Consider the following 23,372-nt stretch of genomic DNA (forward strand, 5'->3'; position numbering starts at 1 on the left):
CGGAGGACGGTCAGGGGGCGAGCGCCAGGTAACCCCGTTCGGCCGCCGCCTGGAGCAGCCACTGGTCCCGGTACCAGCCGTCGGTGCCGACCAGCTCGGCGTGCCGACCCCGTTGGATCACCCGCCCGCCGTCGAGGACGACGATCTCGTCCAGCCCGGCCAATCCGCTGAGCCGGTGGCTGATCAGCAGCACCGAGTGCCCGGCGGGGGCGGCGGCGAGAGCGGACGCGAGCACCGCGTCAGCGGCGGTCGGGTCCAGCCCCTCGGTGGGCTCGTCGAGCACCAGCACCGGTGGCGCGGCGAGCAGGGCCCGGGCGAGCGCCAACCGTTGCCGCTGGCCACCGGAGAGCTGCCCGCCCTCCTCGCCGACAAGCGTGTCCCAGCCGGCCGGCTGGGCGCGTACCCACTCCAGCAGGCCGGCGGCGGCGGTGGCGGCGCTCAGCTCCTCCTCGTCGGCCCCGGCACGCCCGAGCAGCAGGTTCTCCCGCACCGTGGCGTGGAAGACGTACGCCTCGGCGAGCAGCCCGCCGACCGTGCGGGGCAGCGCCTCCTCGGCGTACGCCGAGAGATCCTGACCGGCCAGGGTGACCCGGCCGGACACCGGCCGGACGGCGCCGGTGAGCACGGCGGCCAGTGTGCTCTTGCCGGCGCCGCTCGGGCCGACCACCGCGATCCTGCGCCCCGCCGGCAGGTCCAGGCTGACGCCGTCCAGGGCGGGCGCGGCGCCGGCCCGGTAGCGCACCGTCACGTCGTCGAAGCGCAGTTCGTGTGGGCCGGTCGGGTCGGTGCTGCCGTCCGTGGCCGGGCGAGCCGGCGTGCCCGGGTCGAGCAGCGCGGCCACCCGGGCCAGGCCGGGCCGCAGTTGCGTCCACTGCCGGGCCGCCGCGACGAGCGCGAGTGTCACCTCGACGGCGGCCAGTGCGCCGACGGCCAGGACGCCCACCAGCACCCCCGGTACGTCGGCGGCCAGCGCGGCCAGCACCACTGCGGCGGCGGTCAACCCGGCGGTCAGCACCCCGGCCGCGTCCACCGCGAACCCGGTGGCGGCCAGCCGGCGTTCCAGCCGAGCCAGCCGGCGGGCGCGTTGTTCGGCGGTGCGCAGCATGCCGTCGGTCGCCCCGAAGGCGGCCAGGTCGGCGGCGCCGTGGGTGAGGTCGATCGCGTCGGTGGCGAGTGCGCCACGTAGCGGGGCCACCTCGGCCGCGTTGCGGCGGGTGACCACTGTGGCCAACGCGGGCAGCGCCACACCGGCGACAAGTAGCCCGACGGCGAGCGCCCCGGCGGCCGGCGGCGAGATCAACGCGGCCCCGGCGACCGCCAGCACGCCGACAAGTGTCGCCGCCGCGCCCGGGACCAGCACCCGCAGCAGCAGATCCTGAACCGCCTCGACGTCGGAGACCAGCCGGCTCAGCACGTCTCCCGAGCGGTGTACGGCGCTGCGGCGGGCCGCCAGGGTGGCGAACACCTGGGCCCGGACATCGGTGATCATGCGGAGCACCGCGTCGTGCCCGGCGAGCCGTTCGGTGTAGCGCAACACGCCCCGACTGATCGCCAGCGCCCGGACCGCGACGATCGCCACGGTGAGCCGGTCCAGTGGGGGTTGACCGGCGGCGCTCGTCAGCAGCCAGGTGGCAGTGGCCATCAGGGCCAGCCCGGCGAACTCGGTGGCGGCCGCGAGCAGCCCGGCCCCGACGAGGCGGCCCAGGTACGGCCGGGCCAACCGCAACACGGCCTGCTCGGCGTCGAGCCGCCCGCCCGTGGCAGCGGCGTTGTGCCCGCCCGGTGCGGCGGCGGCGTTGAACTGCCCGCCCGGTGCGGCGGTGCCGGTCTGCCCGTCCGGCGCGGCGGCGGTCCGCGCGCCCTGCGCGGTGTCGGCCGGCCCGTCCTGCGCGGCGGCGGCCGGCTGCGCGTCTGCCGGGTCCGGTCCGTGTGCCGCGGTCATCGGGGCGCCCCTCCGGTCGGCTCGGGCGTCAACTCGGTGACCCGACCGTCCTCGACACGCAGGATCCGGTCGGCATCGGCGAGCAGGGCCGGTCGGTGCGCGACAAGCAGCGCGGTGCGCCCGGCGACCAGCCGGCGGGTGGCGTCGAGCACCACCGCCTCGGCTGCCGTGTCCAGTCGGGCGGTGGGTTCGTCGAGCAACACCACAGGTGCGGCACGCAGGAATGCCCGCGCCAGCGCGACCCGCTGCCGCTGCCCGCTGGACAGCCCGTGGCCGCGTTCGCCGAGCAGGGTGTCCAGGCCGTCGGGCAGGCCGGCCAGCACGTCGTCCAGGGCGGCGTCGTGCACCGCCGCGGCGAGTGCGTCGGCGGGGGTGTCGGGTGCGCCGAGCCGGATGTTGTCCGCCAGCGAGGCGGCGAAGAGGTGAGCCCGTTGCGGCACCCAGGCGAGTTGCCGACGCCAGGCGTCCAGGTCGGCGGTGGCGAGGTCGACCCCGTCCACGGTGACCCGGCCACTGGTCGGGGTCACGAAACCGAGCAGCAGGCCGAGCAGGGTGCTCTTGCCGGCACCGCTGGGCCCGATGACGGCGATCCGTTCGCCGGGCCGGATGGTCACTGTGACGTCGCGCAGCGCGGTGGTCCGCTCGTACGCGACTGTCACCCCCTCGAACCGGATCTCGCGTCGGGCGTTCGGTGTGGTGGCGCCCTCGGCGGCCCGGGGTGCGGCGGGCGCTGCCGAGATGGTCAGTGCCTCGTCCAGCGCGGCGAGCCCCTCCATGCTGGCGTGGAAGCGGCTGCCGGCGGACCGCAGCGGCAGGTACGCCTCCGGGGTGAGCAGCAGCACCAGCAGCGCGGTCTGGAGGGCCAGCCCGCCGCCGAGCAGCCGGAGGCCGACCGGCACCGCGACCAGGGCCACCGAGAGGGTGGCGACCAGCTCCAGCACCAGTGCGGAGAGGAACGCGATCCGCAGTGTCTTCATGGTGGCCACGCGGTGCCCGTCGGCCATCCGCCGCACCACGTCGGTCTGCGCCCGGGCGCGCCCGAACGCGCGCAGCGTGGGCAGCCCGGCGACCATGTCCAGGAAGTGTCCGCCGAGCAGCGACAGCCGGCGCCACTGCCGTTCGGTGGCGGCCTGCGCCTGCCAACCGAGCAGTGCGCCGAAGACCGGGATCAGCGGCAGGGTCAGCGCGATGATCACCGCCGAACTCCAGTCGGCGAAGACGACCCGGGCCAGCACCGCCAGCGGCACCGTCACGCTGAGCACCAGTTGCGGCAGGTATCCGGTGAAGTAGGCGTCCAGCGCGTCCAACCCGCGTCCGGCCAGGGTGGCGATCTCACCGGCCCGCTGCCCGGCCACCCAACCGGGGCCGTGCCGGCCCACAGCACCGAGCAGGTCTGCCCGCAGCGCGGCCTTGACCGTGGCGGCGACCCGAGCCGAGACCGTGCCCTGTGCCCAGACCAGCGCCGAACGGGCCCCGACCGCGACCATGAAGCCGGCCAACGCCTGCCGATCCAGCCAACCGTCGACGGCGGTGGCCAGCACCGACGCGAGGGCGGTGGCCTGCGCCACGATCAACCCGGCGGCGACCACGCCCAGCAGCGCGAGCACGGCAAGATCGCGCCGGGCCGCGGGGACCCGGCGCAGCAGACGCGGGTCGAACGGACGGCGGTTCACCAGTACACCGGTGCCCTGCCGTCGGTCCGTCCTCGGAAAACCCACCAGCACATCGCCTGGAAGCCTAGTAGGGCCGGAAGCAGCGGCAGCGCCACCCAGCCCAGCAGCCGCAGTGTCGGTGCGCTGGCGGCCGCGTCGGCCACCGTCAGCGAGGCGCCCGGGTCGGTCGTGGACACCAGCACGTAGGGCCAGAGGGCCGCGCCGACCAGCACCACCGGCAGCGCCAGGGCGGTGCCGGTGGCGACCAGGGCCCACCCCGGCCGCCGCCGCGCCAGCGCCGCGCGGGCCACCAGCAGCGCCACCACGAGGAGCACCGGCAGGAGTACGGCCACCGTCGGCCGTTGGACCGCGTCGCGTACCCGGGCAGACAGCAGGCCCACGACGGTGGCCAGCGCGACAGCGGTGAGCGCCACCCGCACCAGCCGGCGGGCGGTGTGGCCGAGCACGGCGGCCTCGGCGGCCGGCAGTCGCAGGGTGAGGAAGGTCGCGCCGTGTGCCGCGACCAGAGCGACCATGGCCAGCCCGGCGGCGGCCGCGAACGGGGTGGCGAGGTGCGACACCCCGGCGACGTGCCCGTCGGCCTGGCGGGGTACGCCCTGCAACAGCGCGGCGAGCACCACACCCCAGCCCAGTGCGGCGAGTGCGCTGCCGATCGTCACGATGCGGTCCCAGCGGGCGCGGATCCGCTCGTCGGCGTGCCGGCTGCGCAGTTGCACCCCGGCGGTGACCAGGATGACGCCGACCAGAGCGCCGGCGACGGCCGGATAGCAGCCGGCGAGCAACTCGCCCTCCAGCACCGGAAACGCGCCGAACAGGATGCCCACGGCGGCCACCAGCCAGACCTCGTTGCCGAGGAAGAACGGGCCGAGCGCGGTGAGCGCGGCCCGCCGCCCGGCAGGGCTTCCGCCCCGCGCGAGCAGCAGCCCGACGCCGTAGTCGTAGCCGGCGAGCACCAGATAGCTTGCGAAGAAGAGGCCGAGCAGGGCGTACCAGGCGAGGTCCACGGTCTTCTCCTCAGATGCTCAGACGAGGGCGGGTTCGGGAAGGGCCGGCTCGTCGGGCGTCGCCGGCGGGCGGCCGAGTGCCGGGTCGACAGCGCCGCGCTTGGCGTGGCGGGCCAGCAGCACCCAGTTGGTGACGGCGAGGGCGCCCAGCAGCAGGCTGAACCCGATCAGCGAGGCCAGCATCAGCGGTGCGCCGACCGGGGAGACCGCCTGCTCGGTGGGGAGCAGCCCGTACGCCACCCAGGGTTGCCGGCCGACCTCCCGGGAGATCCAACCGAGGATCACCGCGACGAACGGCAGTGGCAGCGCCAACAGGATCAGCCAGAGCGGGAAGCGCAGCCGGATGATCCAGTCGCGGAAGAGCAGGGGCAGCAGCAACCAGACGCAGCCGAGGGTGAAGCCGGTCAGGATCATGAAGCCGAGCCCGACGCTGGCCAGCACCGGCGGGGTGTAGTCGCCGGGGCCGAACCGGACGGTCCACTCGGCGATCAGCGCCTGGGCCTCCGCGCTCTGGCCGCCGAACTTGGTCGGCTGCGCCTCGCCCACCGGGCCGAACTGGGCGAAACCGAAGCCCTGCACCAGGGAGATCGCCAGCGCCGAGGTGACCAGGCCGATCCGCAGCGAGGTGCGGAAGAGCGCGAAGTCAGGGGTACGCCGCAGCAGGTGCCACGCGCTGACCGCCGCCATCAGCATCCCGCCGACAAGCAACGCGGCCGAGACCACGTGCCCGAACGCCATGCCGAGGGTGGGGTTGGTGAGGAGCGCGCCGAAGTCGGTGAGGTGGGCGATCCCGTCGCGGACCTCGTATCCGACCGGGTTCTGCAACCAGGAGTTGGCCACCATGATCCAGAAGGCCGACGCGTACGCGGTGATCGCCACACCCCACAGCAACGCGAGGTGGACGCCCTTGCCGAGCCGGTGCCAGCCGAAGATCCACATCCCGAGGAACGTGGACTCCAGGAAGAACGCCACAAGCGTCTCCAGGGCCAGCGGTGCGCCGAAGACGTTGCCGACGTAGCGCGAAAGGCCACTCCAGTTCAGCCCGAACTGGAACTCCATCACGATGCCGGTGGCGATGCCGAGCACGTAGTTGATCACGTAGAGCTGACCCCAGTAGCGCGTGAGCCGCTCCCACTTCGAATTGCCGGTGACCACCCAGGCGGTCTGCATCCCGACCAGCAGGGTGACCAGCCCGAGCGTGACGACCACGAACAGGAAGTGGATCGAGGTGGTGGTGGCGAACTGCAGGCGGGCGAGGAGCAGGGTGTCCATGGCCGGCTCTCCGTAGTGTTGGCTCCCTTGTCGTAGCCACCCTACACGTAGTTTCTCTACATGTCCGACTACTACATGATGTCGTAGCCGAGTCTACGACATCATGTAGTAGATGTGCGGCCGGGCAGGGTCGCACTGGCTGGCAAGGCCCCGTCGGGTGTGCCGGCCGCCGGGCCCTGCTCGCCGCCCCGCCCCGCGCCGCGCAAGATCGCGCTCGAACATGTCAAGCAACACCGTTGCGTCAGGGCTGTAGCCGGCGGGCCAACCCGAGACAGGGGCCCGGCCTGGCGATCATGGAGTTGTGGTGCCGACTTTGGGGGGTTTACGGGCGTTCTGTCACCCACCACAACTCCATGATCGGCGAGGCGGTGCTGGTTGACGAACAGCCGTTCCACCTCACGCAACGGCGTTGATCGGGATGTAGTGGCCTCGCCGGCCGTGGATGCCACTCGATCCTGGATCGGGCGCGATCTTCGGATCGGGCGCCGGGCGCAGCGCGCGGGAACGCGGGGAGCGGGGTGGGCGGGCGCGGGTGTGGGGTGCGCGGGTGGCCGGTGCCTGGGGCGCGAAAGCGTGCGGCGGGGTGCGTGTGGCGCTGGGGTCAGCTCGGGTGGAGCGCTGGGGTCAGCTCAGGAAGAGCGAGATCGGGAGGGCGACCAGCGTGGTGGCGACCGCGAGGGCGGTGGTGCCGAGCACCCGGGGCGGCCGGTCACTGACCAGGAGACGCTGGACCCGTACGTCAAGATCGCGGTCGCCCATGCCCAACGCGCCCGCCGGGGTGATTCGGTGACCGGCGGCGGCGAACCGGCGCAGCGCTCCCGCCAACGGCGCTTCGGCGTGCAGCTCACGGGCCTTGTCGTCGGCCCGCATCTCGACCAGCAGGGCGACCCGCTCGTGGGCGTCGCGGACCCAGGCGAACCACGGCAACGCGCGGCACAGCGCGGTGAACGGCAGCAGCACCAGGTCGTGCCGCTCGTGGGCATGCGCGCGCTCGTGGCTGAGCACCGCGGCCAGCTCGGCCCGGTCCAGCAGGCTCAGCGTGCCGGCGCTGACCACCACCTGCGGCTTCACGCCCGGCAGGCAGTACGCGGCGGCACTCGGATGATCCAGCACCAGCGCGCCGGGCGCGGCCGGATCGTCCCGGGCGACCAGGGAGAGCAGGTCCCGGTGCCGGCGCTGCGCGCGTACGGTGCCGTGGATGCTGCGCACGGTCGTGGTGACCAGCACCGCGCCGATGCCGAAGCCCACGCCGACGCCGGCAAGGTGGAAGGTGCTCATTCCGGCCGGCAGGGTGCCGTGGCCGAGGTCATTCGCGAGGGCGAGCAGCGCACTTCCGGTTGGCAGGTCGTACGTGCTCAACCCGAGCGCCATCGGCAGGCCCATCGCGGAGAGACCCAGCGCCAACCCGACGGCCTGCCAGCAGATGATCGCCACCCGGGGGCTGCGCCACGTCCAGGTGGAACGGGCCAACACCTGAGCCGTCAGATAGCAGGCCAGCATGGTGGCGGCGAAGTGCACGGCGTAGGCCATGGCGCGCGCCCTACCGCTCCGCTGTCTCGCCGGCAGGTCGCCGGCCCACCGGCCCGTCCACCCGGTCGGTCAGGTCGGCATCCGACCCGGCCGGTTTCGACGCGTTCGGTCCGGCCATACCCGTGCTACCGGCGGTGGTGTCCAGCCCGGCCTCGTGCCCCAACGCCGCCCGCAGCACCTCGGCCTCGGTGCCGGTGACCGAGCGGGCGAAGCGCACCAGCGCGGCGTCCCGGCTGCCGCCCAGGTCCAGAGCGTCAAGCATGAGCTGCGCGATGTGCGCCTCGCGGCTGGCCGCCGGCCGGTACCGCCAGGCCCGACCTTCGCGCTCCCGCTGCACCATGCCCTTGCCGGCGAGCCGGTCCAGCACTGTCATCACAGTGGTGTACGCCAGCTCGCGGCCATCGAGCGCGTCGGCCACCTCGCGCACGGTCACACCATCCGACGTACCGGGGACCACGTCCCACAGCACGTCCATCACCGCACGCTCAAGATCGCCCAACCGAGTCACAGCCCAATCCTACCCCCGGTAGTAGACCCCAGCCCTCCACCCACCCCACACCCCTCGACCCCCACCCCCGACACCACGTCCGGCCCGGGGCGCCGGCACAAGATCTGCGCGAGAACAGGGATGTTGCTGCCTCGGACGCGCCGGAGGCAGCAACATCACCGAAGTTGCGCGGATCTTGAACAGCACGCGGGGCGGCGGGGCGGCGGGGAGTCGAGGACCGGAGGCCCCGAACGCCCGCTGGCTGGTGACCCAACCCGGGGCACCAGCCAGCGAGATCAACGCCCAGACGGCCCTGGCCCACGTCAGGTTTTCCGGGGGAGCCCGCCCACGCAGGGATCAAGCCTGACCGCCCGGAGTGGGCGGGCTCCCCCGGAAACCCCAAGGCCGAGGACAGAAGCGATCACACCCCCTTGGGGTGCCACACCGTCTTCGTCTCCAACAGCGCTGTCATCGGCGCCACCCCCGGGTCGGCGGTCCAGTCGTGGTCGGCCGAGGCCGGGCGGAGCACCCGCTTGAGGTTCTCCGCGGCCTTGACCTCAAGGTCGGTGGCGAGTGCGGTGTCGGTCACCCCGGTCAGGTCGATCGCGTTGACGTCCATGTGGGCCGCCAGTGCCGGCGCGGTCTCGGTGATCGCGCCGGTGAGGATGTTGACCACCCCGCCGGGCAGGTCGGAGGTGGCCAACACCTCGGCCAGCGTCACCGCCGCCAGTGGCTCCGACGGCGACGCCGCCACCACCACGGTGTTGCCGCTGACGATCGCCGGGGCGATGACGCTGACCAGGCCGAGCAGCGCCGGGCGCTCCGGGGCGACCACAGCGACCACGCCGGTCGGCTCCGGGGCGGAGATGTTGAAGTAGGGGCCGGCGACCGGGTTGGCGCCCCCGTAGACCTGGGCGAGCTTGTCGGCCCAACCGGCGTACCAGACCCAGCGGTCGACCGCGGCGTCCACCTCGTCGCCGGGGATGCCGAGGGCGACGAACTGCTCGCGGCGGCCCTCCAGCATCTCGGCGGCCCGGTAGAGGATCTGACCCCTGTTGTACGCGGTAGCGCCGGCCCAGCCCTTGACGGCGGCGCGGGCGGCGACCACCGCGTCCCGGGCGTCCTTGCGGGAGGCCAGTGACACATTCGAGGACTGCACGAGATACGACCGTCCCGACTCGCTGCGCGGGAACTTCCCGCCGATGAAGAGCTTGTACGTCTTGCGTACCGCGACCCGCTCAGACATTGAGGTACCCCTCCAGCCCGTGCCGGCCGCCCTCGCGACCGTAGCCCGACTCCTTGTAGCCACCGAACGGCGAGGTGGGGTCGAACTTGTTGAACGTGTTGGCCCAGACCACGCCGGCGCGCAGCCGGTCGGCCATCCACAGGATCCGCGAACCCTTGTCGGTCCAGATGCCGGCCGACAGCCCGTACGGCGTGTTGTTGGCCTTCTCCACGGCCTCGGCCGGGGTGCGGAAGGTGAGCACCGACAGCACCGGGCCGAAGATCTCCTCGCGGGCGATGCGGTGGGCCTGGGTGACCCCGGTGAAGATGGTCGGCGCGAACCAGAAGCCCCGGTCGGGCAGGTCGCACGGCGGTGACCAGCGCTCGGCGCCCTCGGCGGAGCCGGCGTCGGAGAGTTCGCGGATCCGTTCCAGCTGGGCGGCGGAGTTGATCGCGCCGACGTCGGTGTTCTTGTCCAGTGGGTCGCCGACCCGGAGTTGGGCCATCCGCCGCTTCAGCGACTCCAGCACGCGGTCGGCGACGTTCTCCTGAACCAGCAGCCGGGAGCCGGCGCAGCAGACGTGCCCCTGGTTGAAGAAGATGCCGTTGACGATGCCCTCGACGGCCTGGTCGATGGGGGCGTCGTCGAAGACGATGTTGGCGGCCTTGCCGCCCAGCTCCAGGGTGAGCTTCTTGCGGGTGCCGGCGACGGACCGGGCGATGGCCCGGCCGACCTCGGTGGAGCCGGTGAAGGCGACCTTGTCCACGCCGGGGTGCTCGACGAGCGTGCGACCGGTGTCCCCGGCGCCGGTGAGGATGTTGACCACACCTGCCGGCAGGTCGGCCTGCTGGCAGATCTCGGCGAAGAGCAGCGCGGTCAGCGGGGTGGTCTCGGCTGGCTTCAGCACCACGGTGTTGCCGGCGGCGAGCGCCGGGGCGATCTTCCAGGCCAGCATCAGCAGCGGGAAGTTCCAGGGGATGACCTGCGCGGCCACGCCGACCGGCCGCGGGTTCGGCCCGAAGCCGGCATGACCCAGCTTGTCGGCCCAACCCGCGTAGTAGAAGAAGTGCGCGGCGACGAGCGGCAGGTCGACGTCGCGGCTCTCCCGGATCGGTTTGCCGTTGTCCAGTGATTCCAGGACGGCCAGCTCGCGGGAGCGTTCCTGGACGAGTCGGGCGATCCGGTACAGGTACTTGGCCCGGTCCCGGCCCGGCATCGGACCCCAGACCTTGTCGTACGCCTTGCGGGCGGCGCGTACCGCGCGCTCGACGTCGGCGGCGCCGGCCCAGGTGACCTCGGCGAGTACCTCCTCCGAAGCAGGATTGATCGTCTTGTGGAGATCCTCGCCGTCGACGAACTCGCCGTCGATGAACAAACCGTAGGACGGCTTGAGGTCGACGATCGCGCGCGACTCTGGCGCAGGGGCGTATTCGAACATCGGCTATCAGTCCAGGGTGAAGTAGTCGGGACCGGAGTAGACGCCGGTCGTCAGCTTGGTGCGCTGCATCAGCAGGTCGTTGAGCAGGCTGGACGCGCCGAAGCGGAACCAGTCCGGGTCGAGCCAGTCCGGGCCGACTGTCTCGTTGACCATCACCAGGTACTTGATGGCGTCCTTGGTGGTCTTGATGCCACCGGCGGGCTTCACGCCCACCTGCCGTCCGGTCGCCTCGCGGAAGTCGCGGACCGCCTCCAGCATCACCAGGGTCACCGGCATCGTCGCCGCGACCGGGACCTTGCCGGTGGAGGTCTTGATGAAGTCGCCGCCGGCCAGCATGGCCAGCCAGGAGGCCCGTCGCACGTTGTCGTAGGTGGCCAGCTCGCCGGTCTCCAGGATCACCTTGAGGTGGGCTGCCGGGCGCCCTCGGCGACCGCCATCAGCAGGGCCGCAGGCTTCCTTAACCGCGACGATCTCGTCGTAGACCTCCTTGTACCGCCCGGCCAGGAACGCACCCCGGTTGATCACCATGTCGATCTCGTCGGCGCCGGCCGCCACGGCGGCCCGGGTGTCGGCGAGTTTGATCTCCAGTGGCGCCTGGCCGGACGGGAATGCCGTCGCCACGCTGGCCAGGTGAACGATGCCGGGTCCGGCCGGCGCGGCGCCGGCCGCCTCGACCGGTCCGCCGGCTGGCCGCCCGACTCCGGCGGCGCTGCCGCGCAGCACCTCGGCGACGTACGGGACCATCGCCGGGTAGACGCAGACCGCGCCGACGTGCGGGCAGGACGGGTCGGACGGGTCCGGGCGCAGCGCCTTCGCGGCGAGCGCGCGCACCTTGCCGGGGGTGTCCGCCCCTTCCAGGGTGGTCAGGTCGACCATGCGGATCGCCAGGTCGATCGCCTGGGCCTTGGCGGTGGTCTTGATGGATCGGGTGCCGAGCTGTGCCGCCCGCTGCTCCGCGCCGACCTGGTCCACGCCCGGTAGGCCGTGCAGGAAGGTCCGCAGAGCGGTCTCGGATCGTCCCAGCTCGGAGAGCTCCGACCGGGCCGACGTCGTTGTCGCCGTCATGCCCCGAAGTCTACGCACCGGAAAGCTAAGTGATCTTGCTCACGGTGGGTGGGCGGACGTGAGCGGCGTCGCTGGTCCGAGCGCAGCCACACCGCCGCGCGGGTGGACCGGTAGGTTGAGCGATCGTGGACGTACACGTCATTGACCACCCGCTGGCCCAGTCCCGGTTGACTGCCATGCGGGACGCGCGCACCGATTCCTCGACGTTCCGGGCCGCGCTGCACGAACTGACCACCATGCTGGTGTACGAGGCGGCGCGCACCTTCCCCGTCGAGCGGTACCCGGTGCAGACGCCGGTCACCGGCACCGAGGGCACCCGGCTGGCCAACCCGCCGCTGCTGGTCCCGGTGCTGCGGGCCGGCCTGGGCATGGCGGACGCCGCGCTCGGCCTGCTGCCGGAGTCCTCGATGGGCTTCGTCGGCCTGGCTCGCGACGAGGAGACCTACGAGCCGCGCGCGTACATGGAGTCGTTGCCCCGCGATCTGGCCGGACTCCCGGTGCTGGTGCTGGACCCGATGTTGGCGACCGGTGGCTCGCTGGAGCACTCCTGCCGGCTGCTGGCCGACCGGGGCTGCACCGACATCACAGTGCTCTGCGTGCTCGCCGCGCCGGTCGGCATCGAGCGGCTGGAACGCTCCGGTCTGCCGTTGCGCCTGGTCACGGCCTCGATCGACGAGGGGCTCAACGATCGCATGTTCATCGTCCCCGGGCTCGGCGACGCCGGAGACCGTCAGTTCGGTGGCATGCCCCGCTTCTGAGGGGGCACCCGGTCGGTGTCGGGTCGGGCGGGTCCGTGCGCGGTGTGCGCGGACCCGCTACCGTCTCCGGCCATGACTGGTGTTGCGCTCGCCGAGGAGTTGTTGCTTCTCGCCTACGACGACACGACCGGCAAGGCGACAATGCCGCGAATCAGCCTGGACCTGGGCATGGCCGCCGCGGTGCTTGTCGAGCTGGCCCTGGCCGGCCGGATCGCGTACGCCGACGGATCGTTGGCGGTGATCGACCCGACGCCGACCGGCGAGCCGGTCGCCGACGAGGTGTTGGGCCGGGTCGCGGCCGACACCCCGCACAGCCCGGCCTCCTGGGTGCAGCGCCTGCGGCACGGCCTGCGGGACCGGATTCTCGGGGATCTGTGCAGCCAGGGTGTGGTCCGCGACGTCGACGAGACCGAGCTGGGCTTCATCCACGTGCACCGCTACCCGGTGGTGGACGCCTCCGTCGAGGCGGAGACCCGGCAGCGGCTGGCCGAGGCCCTGGCCGGCGCGGCGGCCCCGGACGAGCGGACCGCCGCGCTGGCCACCCTGGTCGTGGTGCTGCGGATGGAGTCCGCGCTCGGAGTGGACGGCGAGACCGCCGCCGACGCGCGCCGCCGGCTGGAGGAGATCGCCACCGGCGCCGGCTTCTCCGGTGAGGTGAGCACCGACGACTCGGTCGTCCGTCCCTCGGTCGGCCTGGTCGTCGCCGCTCTGGGCCGGGCCGTCGACCAGGCCCTCGGCCCGCGTCGCTGACCGTCGGGCCGACCCCGCTCGGCGCGCCCTTTGCTCTGCACCCGCGGAGGCACCACCCGGCTCTGCACCCGCCGAGGCACCACACCCGGCCGCTCTGCACCCGCCGAGGCGCCACCGGGCGACAGGTGACCGGCGCCTCCGCGGGTGCAGAGCAAAGGACGGACTTGTGGTGGGTGGGACCCCTGGGCTCAGATGCCGAGGGCGGCGCTGACCTCGGCGCGGAGTGCGGCGACTGCCGACGCCGCCCGACTACGGGCCGCCGGCACGTCACCGTCCACGACCGGTTCCACCACCTCGAGGTACGCCTTGAGCTTCGGCTCGGTCCCGGACGGACGGATCACCACCCGGGCCACAGCGGTCCGCAGGATCACCACGTCCGACTCGGGTAGCAGGTCCCGGACACTGTCGACCGGCTGCCCGAGCAGGGTGGTCGGGGTGGCCGCCCGGATCCGGGCCATCGCGTCGACGATCACCCGCAGGTCGTCCACCCGGACGGAGAGCTGGTCGGTGTGGTGCACGCCGAACTCGGCGGCAAGCTCGTCCAGCCGGTCGGTCAACGTGCGGCCCTGTGTCTTGAGCCCGGCGGCCAGCTCGGCCACGGTCAGCGCGGCGGTGATGCCGTCCTTGTCCCGGACGTGTTCCGGGGCGACGCAGTAGCCGAGCGCCTCCTCGTACCCGAAGACCAGCGGCGCGCTGCCACCGCCGGCCCGCACGATCCACTTGAAGCCGGTCAGTGTCTCGTCGTAGGGCAGGCCCCGGGCCGCGCACATCGCCCGCAGCAGGGACGACGACACGATGGTGGTGGCGTAGAGCCCGGTCACCCCACGGCGCATCAGGTGGTCGGCGAGCAGGACGCCCACCTCGTCGCCGCGCAGCATCCGCCAGCCGTCGCGGTCGTCCCGGACGACCACCGCACACCGGTCCGCGTCCGGGTCGTTGGCGATGGCGAGGTCCGCGCCGGTGGAGTCGGCCAGCGCGATCAGCCGGTCCACCGCCCCCGGCTCCTCCGGGTTGGGAAACGACACTGTCGGAAATGCCGGGTCCGGCTCGGCCTGGTCGGGCACCACGCCGGGAACCGGGAAACCAGCGCGGGCAAAGGCGGCGGTGAGCACCGCCGCGCCCACCCCGTGCAGCGGGGTGTACGCCACCATCAGGTCCCGGGGCCCGTCCGGGTCGATCACCGCGGTGGCCCGTTCCACGTACGAGGCGACCAGGTCGTCGCCGAGCACCTGACCGGGCTCGCCCAGCGGCACCTGGGTCAGCGGTCCGACCGCTCGGATGGCGGCTTCGATGCCGGCGTCGGCGGGCGGCACGATCTGCGCACCCGAGCCCAGGTCACCGCCCAGCTCCGCGCCGAGGTAGACCTTGTAGCCGTTGTCCTGGGGCGGGTTGTGGCTGGCCGTGACCATCACCCCGGCGACACCGCCGAGGTGGCGCACGGCGTACGCCAGCACCGGGGTGGGCAGCGGGCGGGGCAGCAGCAGCGCCGGGCGGCCCGCCCCGGTCGCCACCTGGGCGGTCCGTTCGGCGAACTGCCGGGAGCCGTGCCGAGCGTCGTACCCGATCACCAGGGGGCCGGTGCCGCCCTGGGCCGCGAGCCAGCCGACCAGGCCGGCAGCGGCCTGGGTGACCACGGCGAGGTTCATCCCGTTCGGGCCGGCGCGCAGCGGGCCCCGCAGGCCCGCCGTGCCGAAGGTCAGCGGGCCGGCGAACCGGTCGGCCAGCTCGGGGGCGCTCGCCGGCAGCCGGTCGAGCACCGCCGTCAGCTCGTCCCGGCTGACCGGGTCGGGGTCGTCGGCGAGCCAGCGTCGGGCTTGCTCGCGAATGTCGTCGATGTCAGTGGTGTCCGCCGCCATGCCCCTTGATAGCACGGCGGCGGATCACCGCTGGCGGTTCCCTCCGGCTCAGCCTTCCCCGGTCAGCTGGAACGTCTTGACCATCTCGTCGAAGATCGGCTTGCTCTCGGCGAACGCGGCCTCACTTGCGGTGAGGTAGAACGAGTAGGCCTTGCCGTTGTTGACCACCGCGTGCCATACGCCGTGGCGCATGTCTCCACCTTCGCCGCAGGTGTACTCAAATTCGACTCCGGGGCTGCCTGCTGATTCTTTTTCGCTGATGGAAACCTGCTTGTATGGCTTCTTGCAGGTCGTGCTCTTGGTCCTGAGGAAGTTCTGGGCGCTTTCCGCCCAGCGGGTGGGGCTGCCACTCCACTTCTCGGTCAGGATCCGAAGCTTGCGGCCCTCGTCCCCCGGGTCGACGTAGTCGAAGTAGCTGGCGCCGGTGGCCTTCGTCCAGCCTTGGGGGACCGATACCTGGATCCCGCGGGCCGCGTGCTCCTGCATCTCGACGGTGGGAGCCGCCGGGGCGGACGCGGTGGGCTGGGCCGCCGGGGTGTTCGGCGGGGGGTCGTCGCCGCTGGACAGGGCCACCACGGTGAGCAGCAGCACGACGGCCAACCCGCCGGCCGCGGCGAGCTGCACCTTGCGGGGCCAGCCCTTGACCGTGCTGACGAGCTGACCACCGGTGGCGCGGACCTTGCCCAGCGCGCCCCCGCCGCCGGACGCGGCGGGCGGCGTGGCCCAGGGTTGGCCGGTACCCGGCACCGACCACTGGTTGCCGCCGCCGTAGGTGCCGCCGCGCTGGGCGGCCTGCGGTGCGCCACCGCCGATGCGTTGGGTGGCCTCCGGTGCGCCGCCGTAGCCGACCTGCTGGGTGGCGTCGGCCGGGTTGCCGTAGCTGACCCGCTGGGTGGCGTCCGGGTGTGCGCCGGCGTCCACCCGTTGGGTGGCGTCGGAGCTGCCGCCGTAGGTGCGCCCGCTGGGCTGCTGGTCGGGGCCGGGCATCGCGCCGGTGGGGGTGTGCAACGGGCCGGCCAACGCGTCGGCGCTTGTCTCGTCGAACCCGCTGCCGCCGACCGGGGTGACCGGCTTCGGGCGTTCGCCCCGGCGCAGCGCGGCCAGCCGGTCGGTCAGGGACTCGTTCGGGGCCAGCATCGCCGGGCCACCGATCTGGTTGTCCGGCTTCGGCTCCGGCTGGGCCGGTGGGAGGACGGGCACCGGGCGTTGCTGCACCGGCACCACCGCGTACGGGTCGGTGACCGAGTGCACCGCGGTCGCGGTGCTGCCCAGCGGACCGGCGAGCAGCTCGCGCAACATGGCCCGAGAGGTGTGCACGTCCAGTCGGCGGGCCGGGTCCTTCTCCAGCAGGCCCATCAGCACGCGGGTCAGCGGGCCGCTGCGCTGCGGCGGGGCGGGCGGGTCCTCGACCACGGCGTGCATGGTCTCGATCGGGTCACCCTTGTCGAACGGGGGCCGCCCCTCCACCGCCGTGTAAAGCGTCACACCCAGCGAGAAGAGGTCGCTCGGCGGGCCGAACTCCTGGCCCATGGCCCGCTCGGGCGAGATGAAGTGCGGCGAGCCGAGCACCATGCCGGGGGTGGTGAGCTGCACGTCGGTGGGCATCCGGGCGACACCGAAGTCGGTGAGCACGCAGCGCCCGTCGGTGCAGATCAGCACGTTGGCCGGCTTGACGTCGCGGTGCAGCACGCCGATCGCGTGCGCCACCTCCAACGCGCCGAGCAGCGCGATGCCGATCTTGGCGACGGCGCGGGGCGCGACCGGCCCGTCCTCGATCACCATGTCGGCGAGGCTGCGGGCGTCCAGCAGCTCCATCACGATCCACGGCCGGCCGGCCTCGGTGACCACGTCGTACACCTGCACCACGGCCGGGTGCTGGATGGCGGCGGCGGCCCGCGCCTCGCGCAGGGTGCGTTCGTACATGGCGTCGCGGTCGCTGGGGGCCAGCCCCGGGGGCAGGACGACCTCCTTCACCGCCACGTCGCGGCGGAGCAGGGTATCGGTGGCGCGCCACACCGTGCCCATGCCGCCGTTGCCCACCGAAGACCGCAGCGCGTACCGGTCACCGATGGTGGTGCCGGGTGCTGCGCGGCCGTTGGCGGGACTGACTGGTCCGCCGCTCCACGTCGGGATCTGAGTCACAGAAAAGCCACCGGGGGAAATCGAGGGGGGCTGGGACACAACCCCCCTATCTTGCTGGTTCCGACGCCCGATGCGAAAGCCGACGCGACGGACGTTTGTCGAAGTCGACGGAAAGTGCTCCTCCGTTCACCTCCTGTGGGCGGGTCGGAATCCGCTGTGCGGTATCCCTCCGCCCGGCGGCTGCCTGCGCGTCCTACCATCCGGGGATGAGCGAACGGCGGTCAAGCGAGTCCGGGTTCCCGATCAAGGGCGTCTACACGGGTGCCGACCTTCCGGAGGATCTGGACTCCAGGCTGGGCGCCCCCGGCGAGTTTCCGTACACCCGGGGGGTTTATCCCACCATGTACACCTCCCGTCCGTGGACCATGCGCCAGTACGCCGGCTTCGGCACCGCCACCGAGTCCAACGCGCGCTATCACCAACTGTTGCGGGCCGGCACGATGGGCCTCTCGGTCGCCTTCGACCTGCCGACCCAGATGGGCTACGACTCCGACGAGCCGATCGCGCACGGCGAGGTCGGCAAGGTGGGCGTCGCGATCGACTCCATCGAGGACATGCGGCTGCTCTTCGCCGACATCCCGCTGGACAAGGTCTCCACCTCGATGACCATCAACGCGCCCGGCTCGGTGCTGCTGCTGCTCTACCAGCTCGTCGCCGAGGAGAACGGGGTGCCCGGCGCGGCGCTCAACGGCACGATCCAGAACGACATCCTCAAGGAGTACATCGCCCGGGGCACCTACATCTTCCCGCCGAAGCCGTCGCTGCGCCTGGTCGCTGACACGTTCGCGTACTGCCGCAAGGAGGTGCCGAAGTGGAACACGATTTCCATTTCCGGCTACCACATGGCCGAGGCCGGCGCGACGCCCGCGCAGGAGATCGCGTTCACCCTCGCCAACGGTGTCGAGTACGTGCGGGCGGCGCTGGCCGCCGGGCTCGCGGTGGACGACTTCGCGCCCCGGCTGTCGTTCTTCTTCGTGGCCCGCACCACACTGCTGGAGGAGGTGGCGAAGTTCCGCGCCGCCCGGCGGATCTGGGCCCGACTGATGCACGACGACTTCGGCGCCAGGGATCCGAAGTCGATGATGCTGCGGTTCCACACGCAGACGGCCGGCGTGCAGCTCACCGCGCAGCAGCCGGAGGTCAACCTGGTCCGGGTGGCGGTGCAGGGGCTGGGCGCGGTGCTCGGCGGCACGCAGTCGCTGCACACCAACAGCTTCGACGAGGCGATCGCGCTGCCCACCGAGAAGGCCGCCCGGCTCGCGCTGCGCACCCAGCAGGTGCTGGCGTACGAGACCGACCTGACCGCCACCGTCGACCCGTTCGCCGGCTCGTACGTGGTGGAGGCGATGACCGCCGAGATCGAGGCCGCCGCCCTGGAGTTGATGGAGCGGGTGGCCGATCATGGCTCGGCGGTGGACGCCATCGAGGCCGGGTTCCAGAAGCGGGAGATCGAGCAGTCCGCGTACCGGATCGCGCAGGAGATCGACTCGGGTGAGCGGGTGGTGGTGGGGCTCAACCGGTTCACGGTGGACGAGGAGGAGCCGTACGAGCCGTTGCGCGTGGACCCGACGATCGAGGCGGCCCAGGCCGAGCGGCTGGCGCGGTTGCGCTCCGAGCGGGACGCCGACGCTGTGACGCGGGCCCTCGCCGATCTGCGCGCCGCCGCGGAGGGGTCGGACAACGTGCTCTACCCGATGAAGGAGGCGCTGCGCGCTCGGGCCACTGTGGGTGAGGTGTGCGGGACGCTGCGCGAGGTGTGGGGGCTGTACCGGCCCACCGACCGCTTCTGACCGTTTCCGGTCGCGCACGCGGTTGTGGGCCGGGTCTGGCGGGTACCGGATCGGGGGACCGCGGACGCACACGGTGTGCGCCCGCGGTGGCCGGCGTCATGTGAGCGTCCCTATCCGGCTGGTTGCGGAGTGTGGTCGGCTAATTGTCGGAGTGTCAGTTCATCACCCCGACTAATGCGACAATTTGCACCAGTGGCCCGCGCGTGTTCGTCAGGTTCACGCCGCCCCGATTGGTTACGCGTTGTAGGAGGTGAGGGACGGATGTCGGCGTTCGATAGCGATCTACCTGCTGTCCCAGACATCTCCGAGCGCCCGGAACAGGGCATACCTGACGCTGTGCGGTCCGATCACTACCGTAACGAGGTTGCGCAGCGTCACCGTCGGAGGTCTAGGCTGTCTGCTGTCCCCGATGATCCATCCGTTTCTACTGATCGAGAATTCGACGTGACGAGTGCGTTGACGCTGCCCACGGATGGCCAGTTGGTGTCGTCCTGGCCGGATCTGCCCCCGGGATCCGAACCGCTGCCCCGCGAGCTTGACCACCTCCTGGCGCTCCGTGTGCCGGGGCTGATCGCTACCCGACGTCACCTCCACTCGCACCCTGAGCTCTCCGGCTCCGAGTTCGAGACGGCCGCACTGATCGCCCGGGAGCTCTCGCTGGCCGGGCTCAACCCGCGCCTGCTGCCCAAGGGCAACGGCGTGATCTGCGACGTCAACGGGCGGCCGGACGGCCCCGTTGTCGCACTGCGCGCCGACATCGACGCCCTGCCACTCGACGACTCCAAGGACGTGCCCTACCGGTCGACAGTGGCGGGCGTCTGCCACGCCTGCGGCCACGACGTGCACACCACGATCCTGCTCGGCGTCGGCATGCTGCTGGCCCAACTCGCGGACCTGGGTGAGTTGGACGGGCGCGTCCGGCTCATCTTCCAGCCGGCCGAGGAGATCCTGCCCTGCGGCTCGCTCGAGGTCATCGAGGCCGGCGGCCTGGACGACGTGGTGCAGATCTTCGCGCTGCACTGCGACCCGAACCTGCCGGTGGGGCGGGTCGGGCTGCGGGTCGGCCCGATCACCGCGGCCGCCGACAACGTCACCGTCCGGCTGTCCGGTCCGGGCGGGCACACCGCCCGCCCGCACCTGACCGTCGACCTGGTCGACGCGCTCGGCCGGCTGGTCACCGAGGTGCCCGCCCTGGTCAGCCGTCGGGTGCCGGCCAACAGTGGTCTGCTGCTGGTCTTCGGCCACGCCTCGGCCGGCACCCGTTACAACGTCATCCCCTCCGAGGCGAGCGCCTCCGGCACCCTGCGGGTGATGGACCGCGACACGTGGGAGCAGGCACCCAAGATCGTCGCTCAGGTGGTCCGGGACGTGCTCGCGCCGACCGGTGCCACAGTCGACCTGGAATACCTGCGCGGCCGACCGCCGGTGTCCAACGACGCCCGGGCCATCCAGGTGCTGACCGCCGCCACCGCCGCCGCGCTCGGCCCGGAGGGGATCGCCGAGACACCCCAGAGCATGGGCGGCGAGGACTTCTCCTGGTATCTGGAGTACGTCCCCGGCGCCCTCGCCCGGCTCGGTGTGGGTCGCGCGGGTCCCAACGTCGACCTGCACCGGGCCAGCTTCGACGTGGACGAGCGGGCCATCCCCGCCGGCGTACGCGTCATGGTGCAGACCGCGCTGCGGGCACTGGCGGCGGCGCGCTGACGGGAGCGGTCGGGATCGAGACCCTCCTGCGCCGACGCAGCACCAGCAGCAGCGCCGCCACCGGTACGCCGAGGGCCACCAGCCACGGCAGCAGCGCCCCGAGCACGGTGAGCAGGACTGTCAACGAGGCGACGAACGCCTTCCAGCCGCCCTTGAGCCCGACCAGAAAGCCGGTCTCGGCCTTGTCCTCGGTGGCCTTCGCGGCCGGCCCGGCCAGTGTCACGGTGATCGTGGAGAGGGCGGTCAGGTCGGCCAGTCGCCGCTTCTTGGCCTCCAGCGACGCCAGGTCGGCCTCGCGGCGACCCAACTCGTTCTCCAACGACACCAGGTCGGTGATCGAGCTGGCGCGGGCCAGCAACCGGCGGGCGCTGTCCACCCTGGCCCGCTGACTGGTGATGCGCGCGTCGAGGTCGACGATCGCCTCGGTGGCGTCCTCGGTGCTGATCTCCCGGCTCTGCTGACTGCCGCGCTTCGCGATCTCGTCCACCACTTCGGTGAACTTCGCCGCCGGCACCCGCAACTCCAACTCCGCCACCGCGTCGGCGTCGGCACTGCGCCGCTGGTCACCGCCGACGAAGCCACCGGCGCGGGTGACCAGGGCGCTCACCGCCCGGGCTTCGGCGTCCACATCGTCCACCTGCACCCGCATCGAACCGGTGTAGATGATGGCCCGCTGGTCGACACGGAGGTCCGCCGCACCCGTGCCGCCCTCCTGTGGTGCCCCGGCCCCGCCCTTCTGCGGGTCCGCGGCGGCCTCGGGTGCTGCCACCGCGTTGTCCCGTTTCGCGGCGTCGCCCTTCGCCGGGGCGTCGGCCGCGGTGCCCGTCGACCCGTCGTCGCCGGCCCCGCAGCCGGTCAACACCAGCGCCGCCGCCAGTGCCGTTGCCGCCAACAGTGTGCCGCGGCGTCGTACCACCTGTCCGTCCATCCCCGCTCCCATCGTCGTGATCCGGTGTGGCGATAGCTCGGACGCGGCGCACGCGTCGGCTGGTTCCGGCAGACTGCGCTGAGGACATCACGATTCGATAATCGAGGAGTCACGATGCGGCTCACCAAGTACGCCCACTCCTGCCTCCGGGTCGAACACGACGGGGGAGTGCTCGTCGTCGACCCCGGGGTGTTCAGCGACTCCGCGACGGCGTTGGACGGTGCGGACGCGGTGCTGATCACCCACGAACACCCCGACCACCTCGACCTGGCCGCGGTGCGCCGGCAACTCGACAGGCAGCCGTTCCCGATCCACGGGCCGGCCTCGCTCGCCGGAGCACTCGGCGACACGGCCGAGGCGTTGCGCCCGGTCGCCCCCGGCGAGTCGTTCACCGCCGCCGGGGTCGCCGTCCGCGCGTACGGGGGGCGACACGCGGTGATCCACCCCGACATCCCGGTGATCGACAACCTCGGTTACCTGATCAACGACGTGGTCTACCACCCGGGCGACTCCCTGGTGGTGCCCGACGAGACCCCCGTCGACACCCTCTTCGCGCCGATCCACGCCCCCTGGTCGAAGTTCTCCGAGGTGGTCGACTTCATCCGCGCGGTCGCGCCCCGGCGCGCGTACGCCCTGCACGACGCGTTGCTCAACGACAACGGGCTGGGCGTGCTCGACCGGCAGTACACCGCGCTGTCCGGCACCGAGTACCAGCGGCTGGAGCCCGGCAGCCGGGTGGACGTCTGAGGAGATGCCCGGCCCCTCAGCGGAGCTGGTGCAGCAGCTCTACCGCATCCCTCCGGACCGGTTCGTGGCCGCCCGGGACGCCGCCGTGGCCGAGGCCCGCCGTGCCGGCGATCCGGGCACCGCCCGACAGTTGGCCCGGCTGCGTCGTCCGACGGTGGCCGCCTGGCTGGTGAACCTGCTCGCCATCCAACGCCCGGAGCTGGTCGCCGACCTGGTCCAACTCGCCGACGCGCTGCGCACCGCCCAGCGTGAGCTGCGGGGTGCCCGGCTGCGGGAGTTGTCCGCGCAGCGCCGGGCGGTGGTCGGCGCCCTGGTCGCCGAGGTCCGCAAGCTCGCGGCGGCGGAGCCGGACGCCCCACCGGCCGGTCGGCTGCCACTGGCCGAGGTGGAGGCGACCCTGAACGCGGCGTTCTCCGACGTCGAGGTCGCCGAGCAGGTCCGGGCCGGCCGCCTGCTCCGGGCGACAAGCTACGCCGGCTTCGGTGAGGTGCCCCGGCCACAGCTGAGGTTGGTCACCGGGGAGGACGAGGAGCCGCAGGAGAAACGCCCGGCCCGTCGACCGGGTGCCCAGCGGGGGCGTCCCGAGGCGGTGCCCCGCACCGACCGGTCGGCGGAGCGCGCCGAGCAGGCCGAGCGGACCGCGCAGCGGGCCGCCCGCGCCGAGCGGGCCCGGCAGCGCCGCGCCCTGGACCGGGAGCTGGCCAAAGCCCGTACCGACCAGCAGCGCGCGGAGGCCGAGCTGACCGGGGCGGCCGGGCAGGAGCGGGACGACGCCGCCGTACTCGATGGGATCGAAGCCGAACTGGCCGAGCTGGAGCGGCGGCGGGCGGTCGCCGAGCAGGATCTCAGCCGGGCCAAACTCGCTCGGCGTGCCGCCGAGCGGGCGGTCACCGTGGCGCGGCGGCGCGCGGGTGAGGTGGAGGCGGCGGTCGAGGCGTTGGCCGCCGAAGAGGGGGATGCGGACGCGGGCGGTGGCGCGGCAGACTGACAATCGATGGACGACGACGAGTGTGCGGGCCGTCCAGGGCGGGTGACCCCGGGTCGGGGCCCCGTCGTGGCCG

The 23,372-nt window shown here is 72.6% G+C and carries 18 protein-coding genes; 6 read left to right on the top strand and 12 right to left on the bottom strand.

The window, feature by feature from the left end; genetic code table 11:
• Positions 1 to 10: 10 nt before the first annotated feature.
• From cydC to deoC, 9 genes are all read right to left on the bottom strand, one after another.
• Positions 11 to 1,942, bottom strand: coding sequence for a thiol reductant ABC exporter subunit CydC (gene cydC, locus AB0A95_RS11610; protein WP_357555623.1), 1,932 nt, complete (start codon positions 1,940 to 1,942; stop codon positions 11 to 13).
• Positions 1,939 to 3,615, bottom strand: coding sequence for a thiol reductant ABC exporter subunit CydD (gene cydD / locus AB0A95_RS11615; protein WP_357555624.1), 1,677 nt, complete (start codon positions 3,613 to 3,615; stop codon positions 1,939 to 1,941). The genes cydC and cydD overlap by 4 nt, the downstream gene beginning before the upstream one ends.
• Positions 3,612 to 4,619: a cytochrome d ubiquinol oxidase subunit II gene (locus AB0A95_RS11620; RefSeq protein ID WP_357555625.1), complete on the bottom strand. Its 1,008-nt coding sequence runs from the start codon at positions 4,617 to 4,619 to the stop codon at positions 3,612 to 3,614. Before AB0A95_RS11620 ends, cydD begins: the two co-directional genes overlap by 4 nt.
• A gap of 18 nt (positions 4,620 to 4,637) precedes the next feature.
• Positions 4,638 to 5,891, bottom strand: a complete 1,254-nt coding sequence (locus AB0A95_RS11625; RefSeq protein WP_357555626.1) for a cytochrome ubiquinol oxidase subunit I — start codon at positions 5,889 to 5,891, stop codon at positions 4,638 to 4,640.
• Between the two features lie 624 nt (positions 5,892 to 6,515).
• On the bottom strand, positions 6,516 to 7,421 hold the full coding sequence (locus AB0A95_RS11630) for a M56 family metallopeptidase (protein WP_357555627.1): 906 nt from the start codon (positions 7,419 to 7,421) through the stop codon (positions 6,516 to 6,518).
• Between the two features lie 10 nt (positions 7,422 to 7,431).
• A complete protein-coding gene (locus tag AB0A95_RS11635; RefSeq protein WP_357555628.1) occupies positions 7,432 to 7,929 on the bottom strand; it encodes a BlaI/MecI/CopY family transcriptional regulator in 498 nt (165 codons plus the stop codon).
• Positions 7,930 to 8,329: 400 nt separating this feature from the next.
• A complete protein-coding gene (locus AB0A95_RS11640) occupies positions 8,330 to 9,154 on the bottom strand; it encodes an aldehyde dehydrogenase family protein (RefSeq protein WP_357555629.1) in 825 nt (274 codons plus the stop codon).
• Positions 9,147 to 10,571, bottom strand: coding sequence for an aldehyde dehydrogenase family protein (locus AB0A95_RS11645; RefSeq protein WP_357555630.1), 1,425 nt, complete (start codon positions 10,569 to 10,571; stop codon positions 9,147 to 9,149). The genes AB0A95_RS11640 and AB0A95_RS11645 overlap by 8 nt, the downstream gene beginning before the upstream one ends.
• 6 nt (positions 10,572 to 10,577) lie before the next feature.
• On the bottom strand, positions 10,578 to 11,636 hold the full coding sequence (deoC, locus tag AB0A95_RS11650; protein WP_357555631.1) for a deoxyribose-phosphate aldolase: 1,059 nt from the start codon (positions 11,634 to 11,636) through the stop codon (positions 10,578 to 10,580).
• A gap of 125 nt (positions 11,637 to 11,761) precedes the next feature.
• Between deoC and upp the strand changes: the two genes are divergently transcribed.
• Both upp and AB0A95_RS11660 read left to right on the top strand, forming a co-directional pair.
• A complete protein-coding gene (gene upp / locus AB0A95_RS11655; protein ID WP_357241488.1) occupies positions 11,762 to 12,394 on the top strand; it encodes a uracil phosphoribosyltransferase in 633 nt (210 codons plus the stop codon).
• 72 nt (positions 12,395 to 12,466) lie between these two features.
• Complete coding sequence (locus AB0A95_RS11660) at positions 12,467 to 13,144, top strand: GPP34 family phosphoprotein (RefSeq protein WP_357555632.1); 678 nt, start codon at positions 12,467 to 12,469, stop codon at positions 13,142 to 13,144.
• A gap of 188 nt (positions 13,145 to 13,332) precedes the next feature.
• Here the strand turns inward: AB0A95_RS11660 and AB0A95_RS11665 are convergent, their stop codons facing one another.
• Positions 13,333 to 15,000, bottom strand: coding sequence for a phospho-sugar mutase (locus AB0A95_RS11665; RefSeq protein WP_357555633.1), 1,668 nt, complete (start codon positions 14,998 to 15,000; stop codon positions 13,333 to 13,335).
• 48 nt (positions 15,001 to 15,048) lie between these two features.
• Positions 15,049 to 17,142: a protein kinase gene (locus tag AB0A95_RS11670; RefSeq protein ID WP_357555634.1), complete on the bottom strand. Its 2,094-nt coding sequence runs from the start codon at positions 17,140 to 17,142 to the stop codon at positions 15,049 to 15,051.
• A 206-nt stretch (positions 17,143 to 17,348) separates the two neighbouring features.
• Between AB0A95_RS11670 and AB0A95_RS11675 the strand changes: the two genes are divergently transcribed.
• Both AB0A95_RS11675 and AB0A95_RS11680 read left to right on the top strand, forming a co-directional pair.
• Entirely contained in the window at positions 17,349 to 18,932 is a 1,584-nt protein-coding gene (locus AB0A95_RS11675; RefSeq protein WP_357555635.1) for a methylmalonyl-CoA mutase family protein, read from the top strand.
• A 444-nt stretch (positions 18,933 to 19,376) separates the two neighbouring features.
• Complete coding sequence (locus AB0A95_RS11680) at positions 19,377 to 20,636, top strand: amidohydrolase (RefSeq protein WP_357555636.1); 1,260 nt, start codon at positions 19,377 to 19,379, stop codon at positions 20,634 to 20,636.
• Here AB0A95_RS11680 and AB0A95_RS11685 read toward each other — a convergent pair.
• Complete coding sequence (locus tag AB0A95_RS11685; RefSeq protein ID WP_357555744.1) at positions 20,593 to 21,585, bottom strand: DUF4349 domain-containing protein; 993 nt, start codon at positions 21,583 to 21,585, stop codon at positions 20,593 to 20,595. The genes AB0A95_RS11680 and AB0A95_RS11685 overlap by 44 nt on opposite strands.
• Positions 21,586 to 21,678: 93 nt before the next feature.
• On the opposite strand from AB0A95_RS11685, the gene AB0A95_RS11690 reads away from it, so the two are divergent.
• Together AB0A95_RS11690 and AB0A95_RS11695 are read left to right on the top strand one after the other, a co-directional pair.
• Positions 21,679 to 22,311, top strand: a complete 633-nt coding sequence (locus AB0A95_RS11690; protein WP_357555637.1) for an MBL fold metallo-hydrolase — start codon at positions 21,679 to 21,681, stop codon at positions 22,309 to 22,311.
• Between the two features lie 4 nt (positions 22,312 to 22,315).
• Complete coding sequence (locus tag AB0A95_RS11695; protein ID WP_357555638.1) at positions 22,316 to 23,299, top strand: hypothetical protein; 984 nt, start codon at positions 22,316 to 22,318, stop codon at positions 23,297 to 23,299.
• The last annotated feature ends 73 nt before the right edge of the window (positions 23,300 to 23,372 follow it).

Source organism: Micromonospora sp. NPDC049230 (assembly GCF_040647875.1).
Taxonomy (GTDB): domain Bacteria; phylum Actinomycetota; class Actinomycetes; order Mycobacteriales; family Micromonosporaceae; genus Micromonospora.

What these genes read in the sequence shown, in the direction of transcription:
- cydC (WP_357555623.1), bottom strand. Translation starts at nt 1,942, where the DNA reads ATGACCGCGGCACACGGACCGGACCCGGCAGACGCGCAGCCGGCCGCC.
- AB0A95_RS11625 (WP_357555626.1), bottom strand. Translation starts at nt 5,891, where the DNA reads ATGGACACCCTGCTCCTCGCCCGCCTGCAGTTCGCCACCACCACCTCG.
- AB0A95_RS11630 (WP_357555627.1), bottom strand. Translation starts at nt 7,421, where the DNA reads ATGGCCTACGCCGTGCACTTCGCCGCCACCATGCTGGCCTGCTATCTG.
- AB0A95_RS11640 (WP_357555629.1), bottom strand. Translation starts at nt 9,154, where the DNA reads ATGTCTGAGCGGGTCGCGGTACGCAAGACGTACAAGCTCTTCATCGGC.
- AB0A95_RS11645 (WP_357555630.1), bottom strand. Translation starts at nt 10,571, where the DNA reads ATGTTCGAATACGCCCCTGCGCCAGAGTCGCGCGCGATCGTCGACCTC.
- deoC (WP_357555631.1), bottom strand. Translation starts at nt 11,636, where the DNA reads ATGACGGCGACAACGACGTCGGCCCGGTCGGAGCTCTCCGAGCTGGGA.
- AB0A95_RS11660 (WP_357555632.1), top strand. Translation starts at nt 12,467, where the DNA reads ATGACTGGTGTTGCGCTCGCCGAGGAGTTGTTGCTTCTCGCCTACGAC.
- AB0A95_RS11665 (WP_357555633.1), bottom strand. Translation starts at nt 15,000, where the DNA reads ATGGCGGCGGACACCACTGACATCGACGACATTCGCGAGCAAGCCCGA.
- AB0A95_RS11675 (WP_357555635.1), top strand. Translation starts at nt 17,349, where the DNA reads ATGAGCGAACGGCGGTCAAGCGAGTCCGGGTTCCCGATCAAGGGCGTC.
- AB0A95_RS11690 (WP_357555637.1), top strand. Translation starts at nt 21,679, where the DNA reads ATGCGGCTCACCAAGTACGCCCACTCCTGCCTCCGGGTCGAACACGAC.
- AB0A95_RS11695 (WP_357555638.1), top strand. Translation starts at nt 22,316, where the DNA reads ATGCCCGGCCCCTCAGCGGAGCTGGTGCAGCAGCTCTACCGCATCCCT.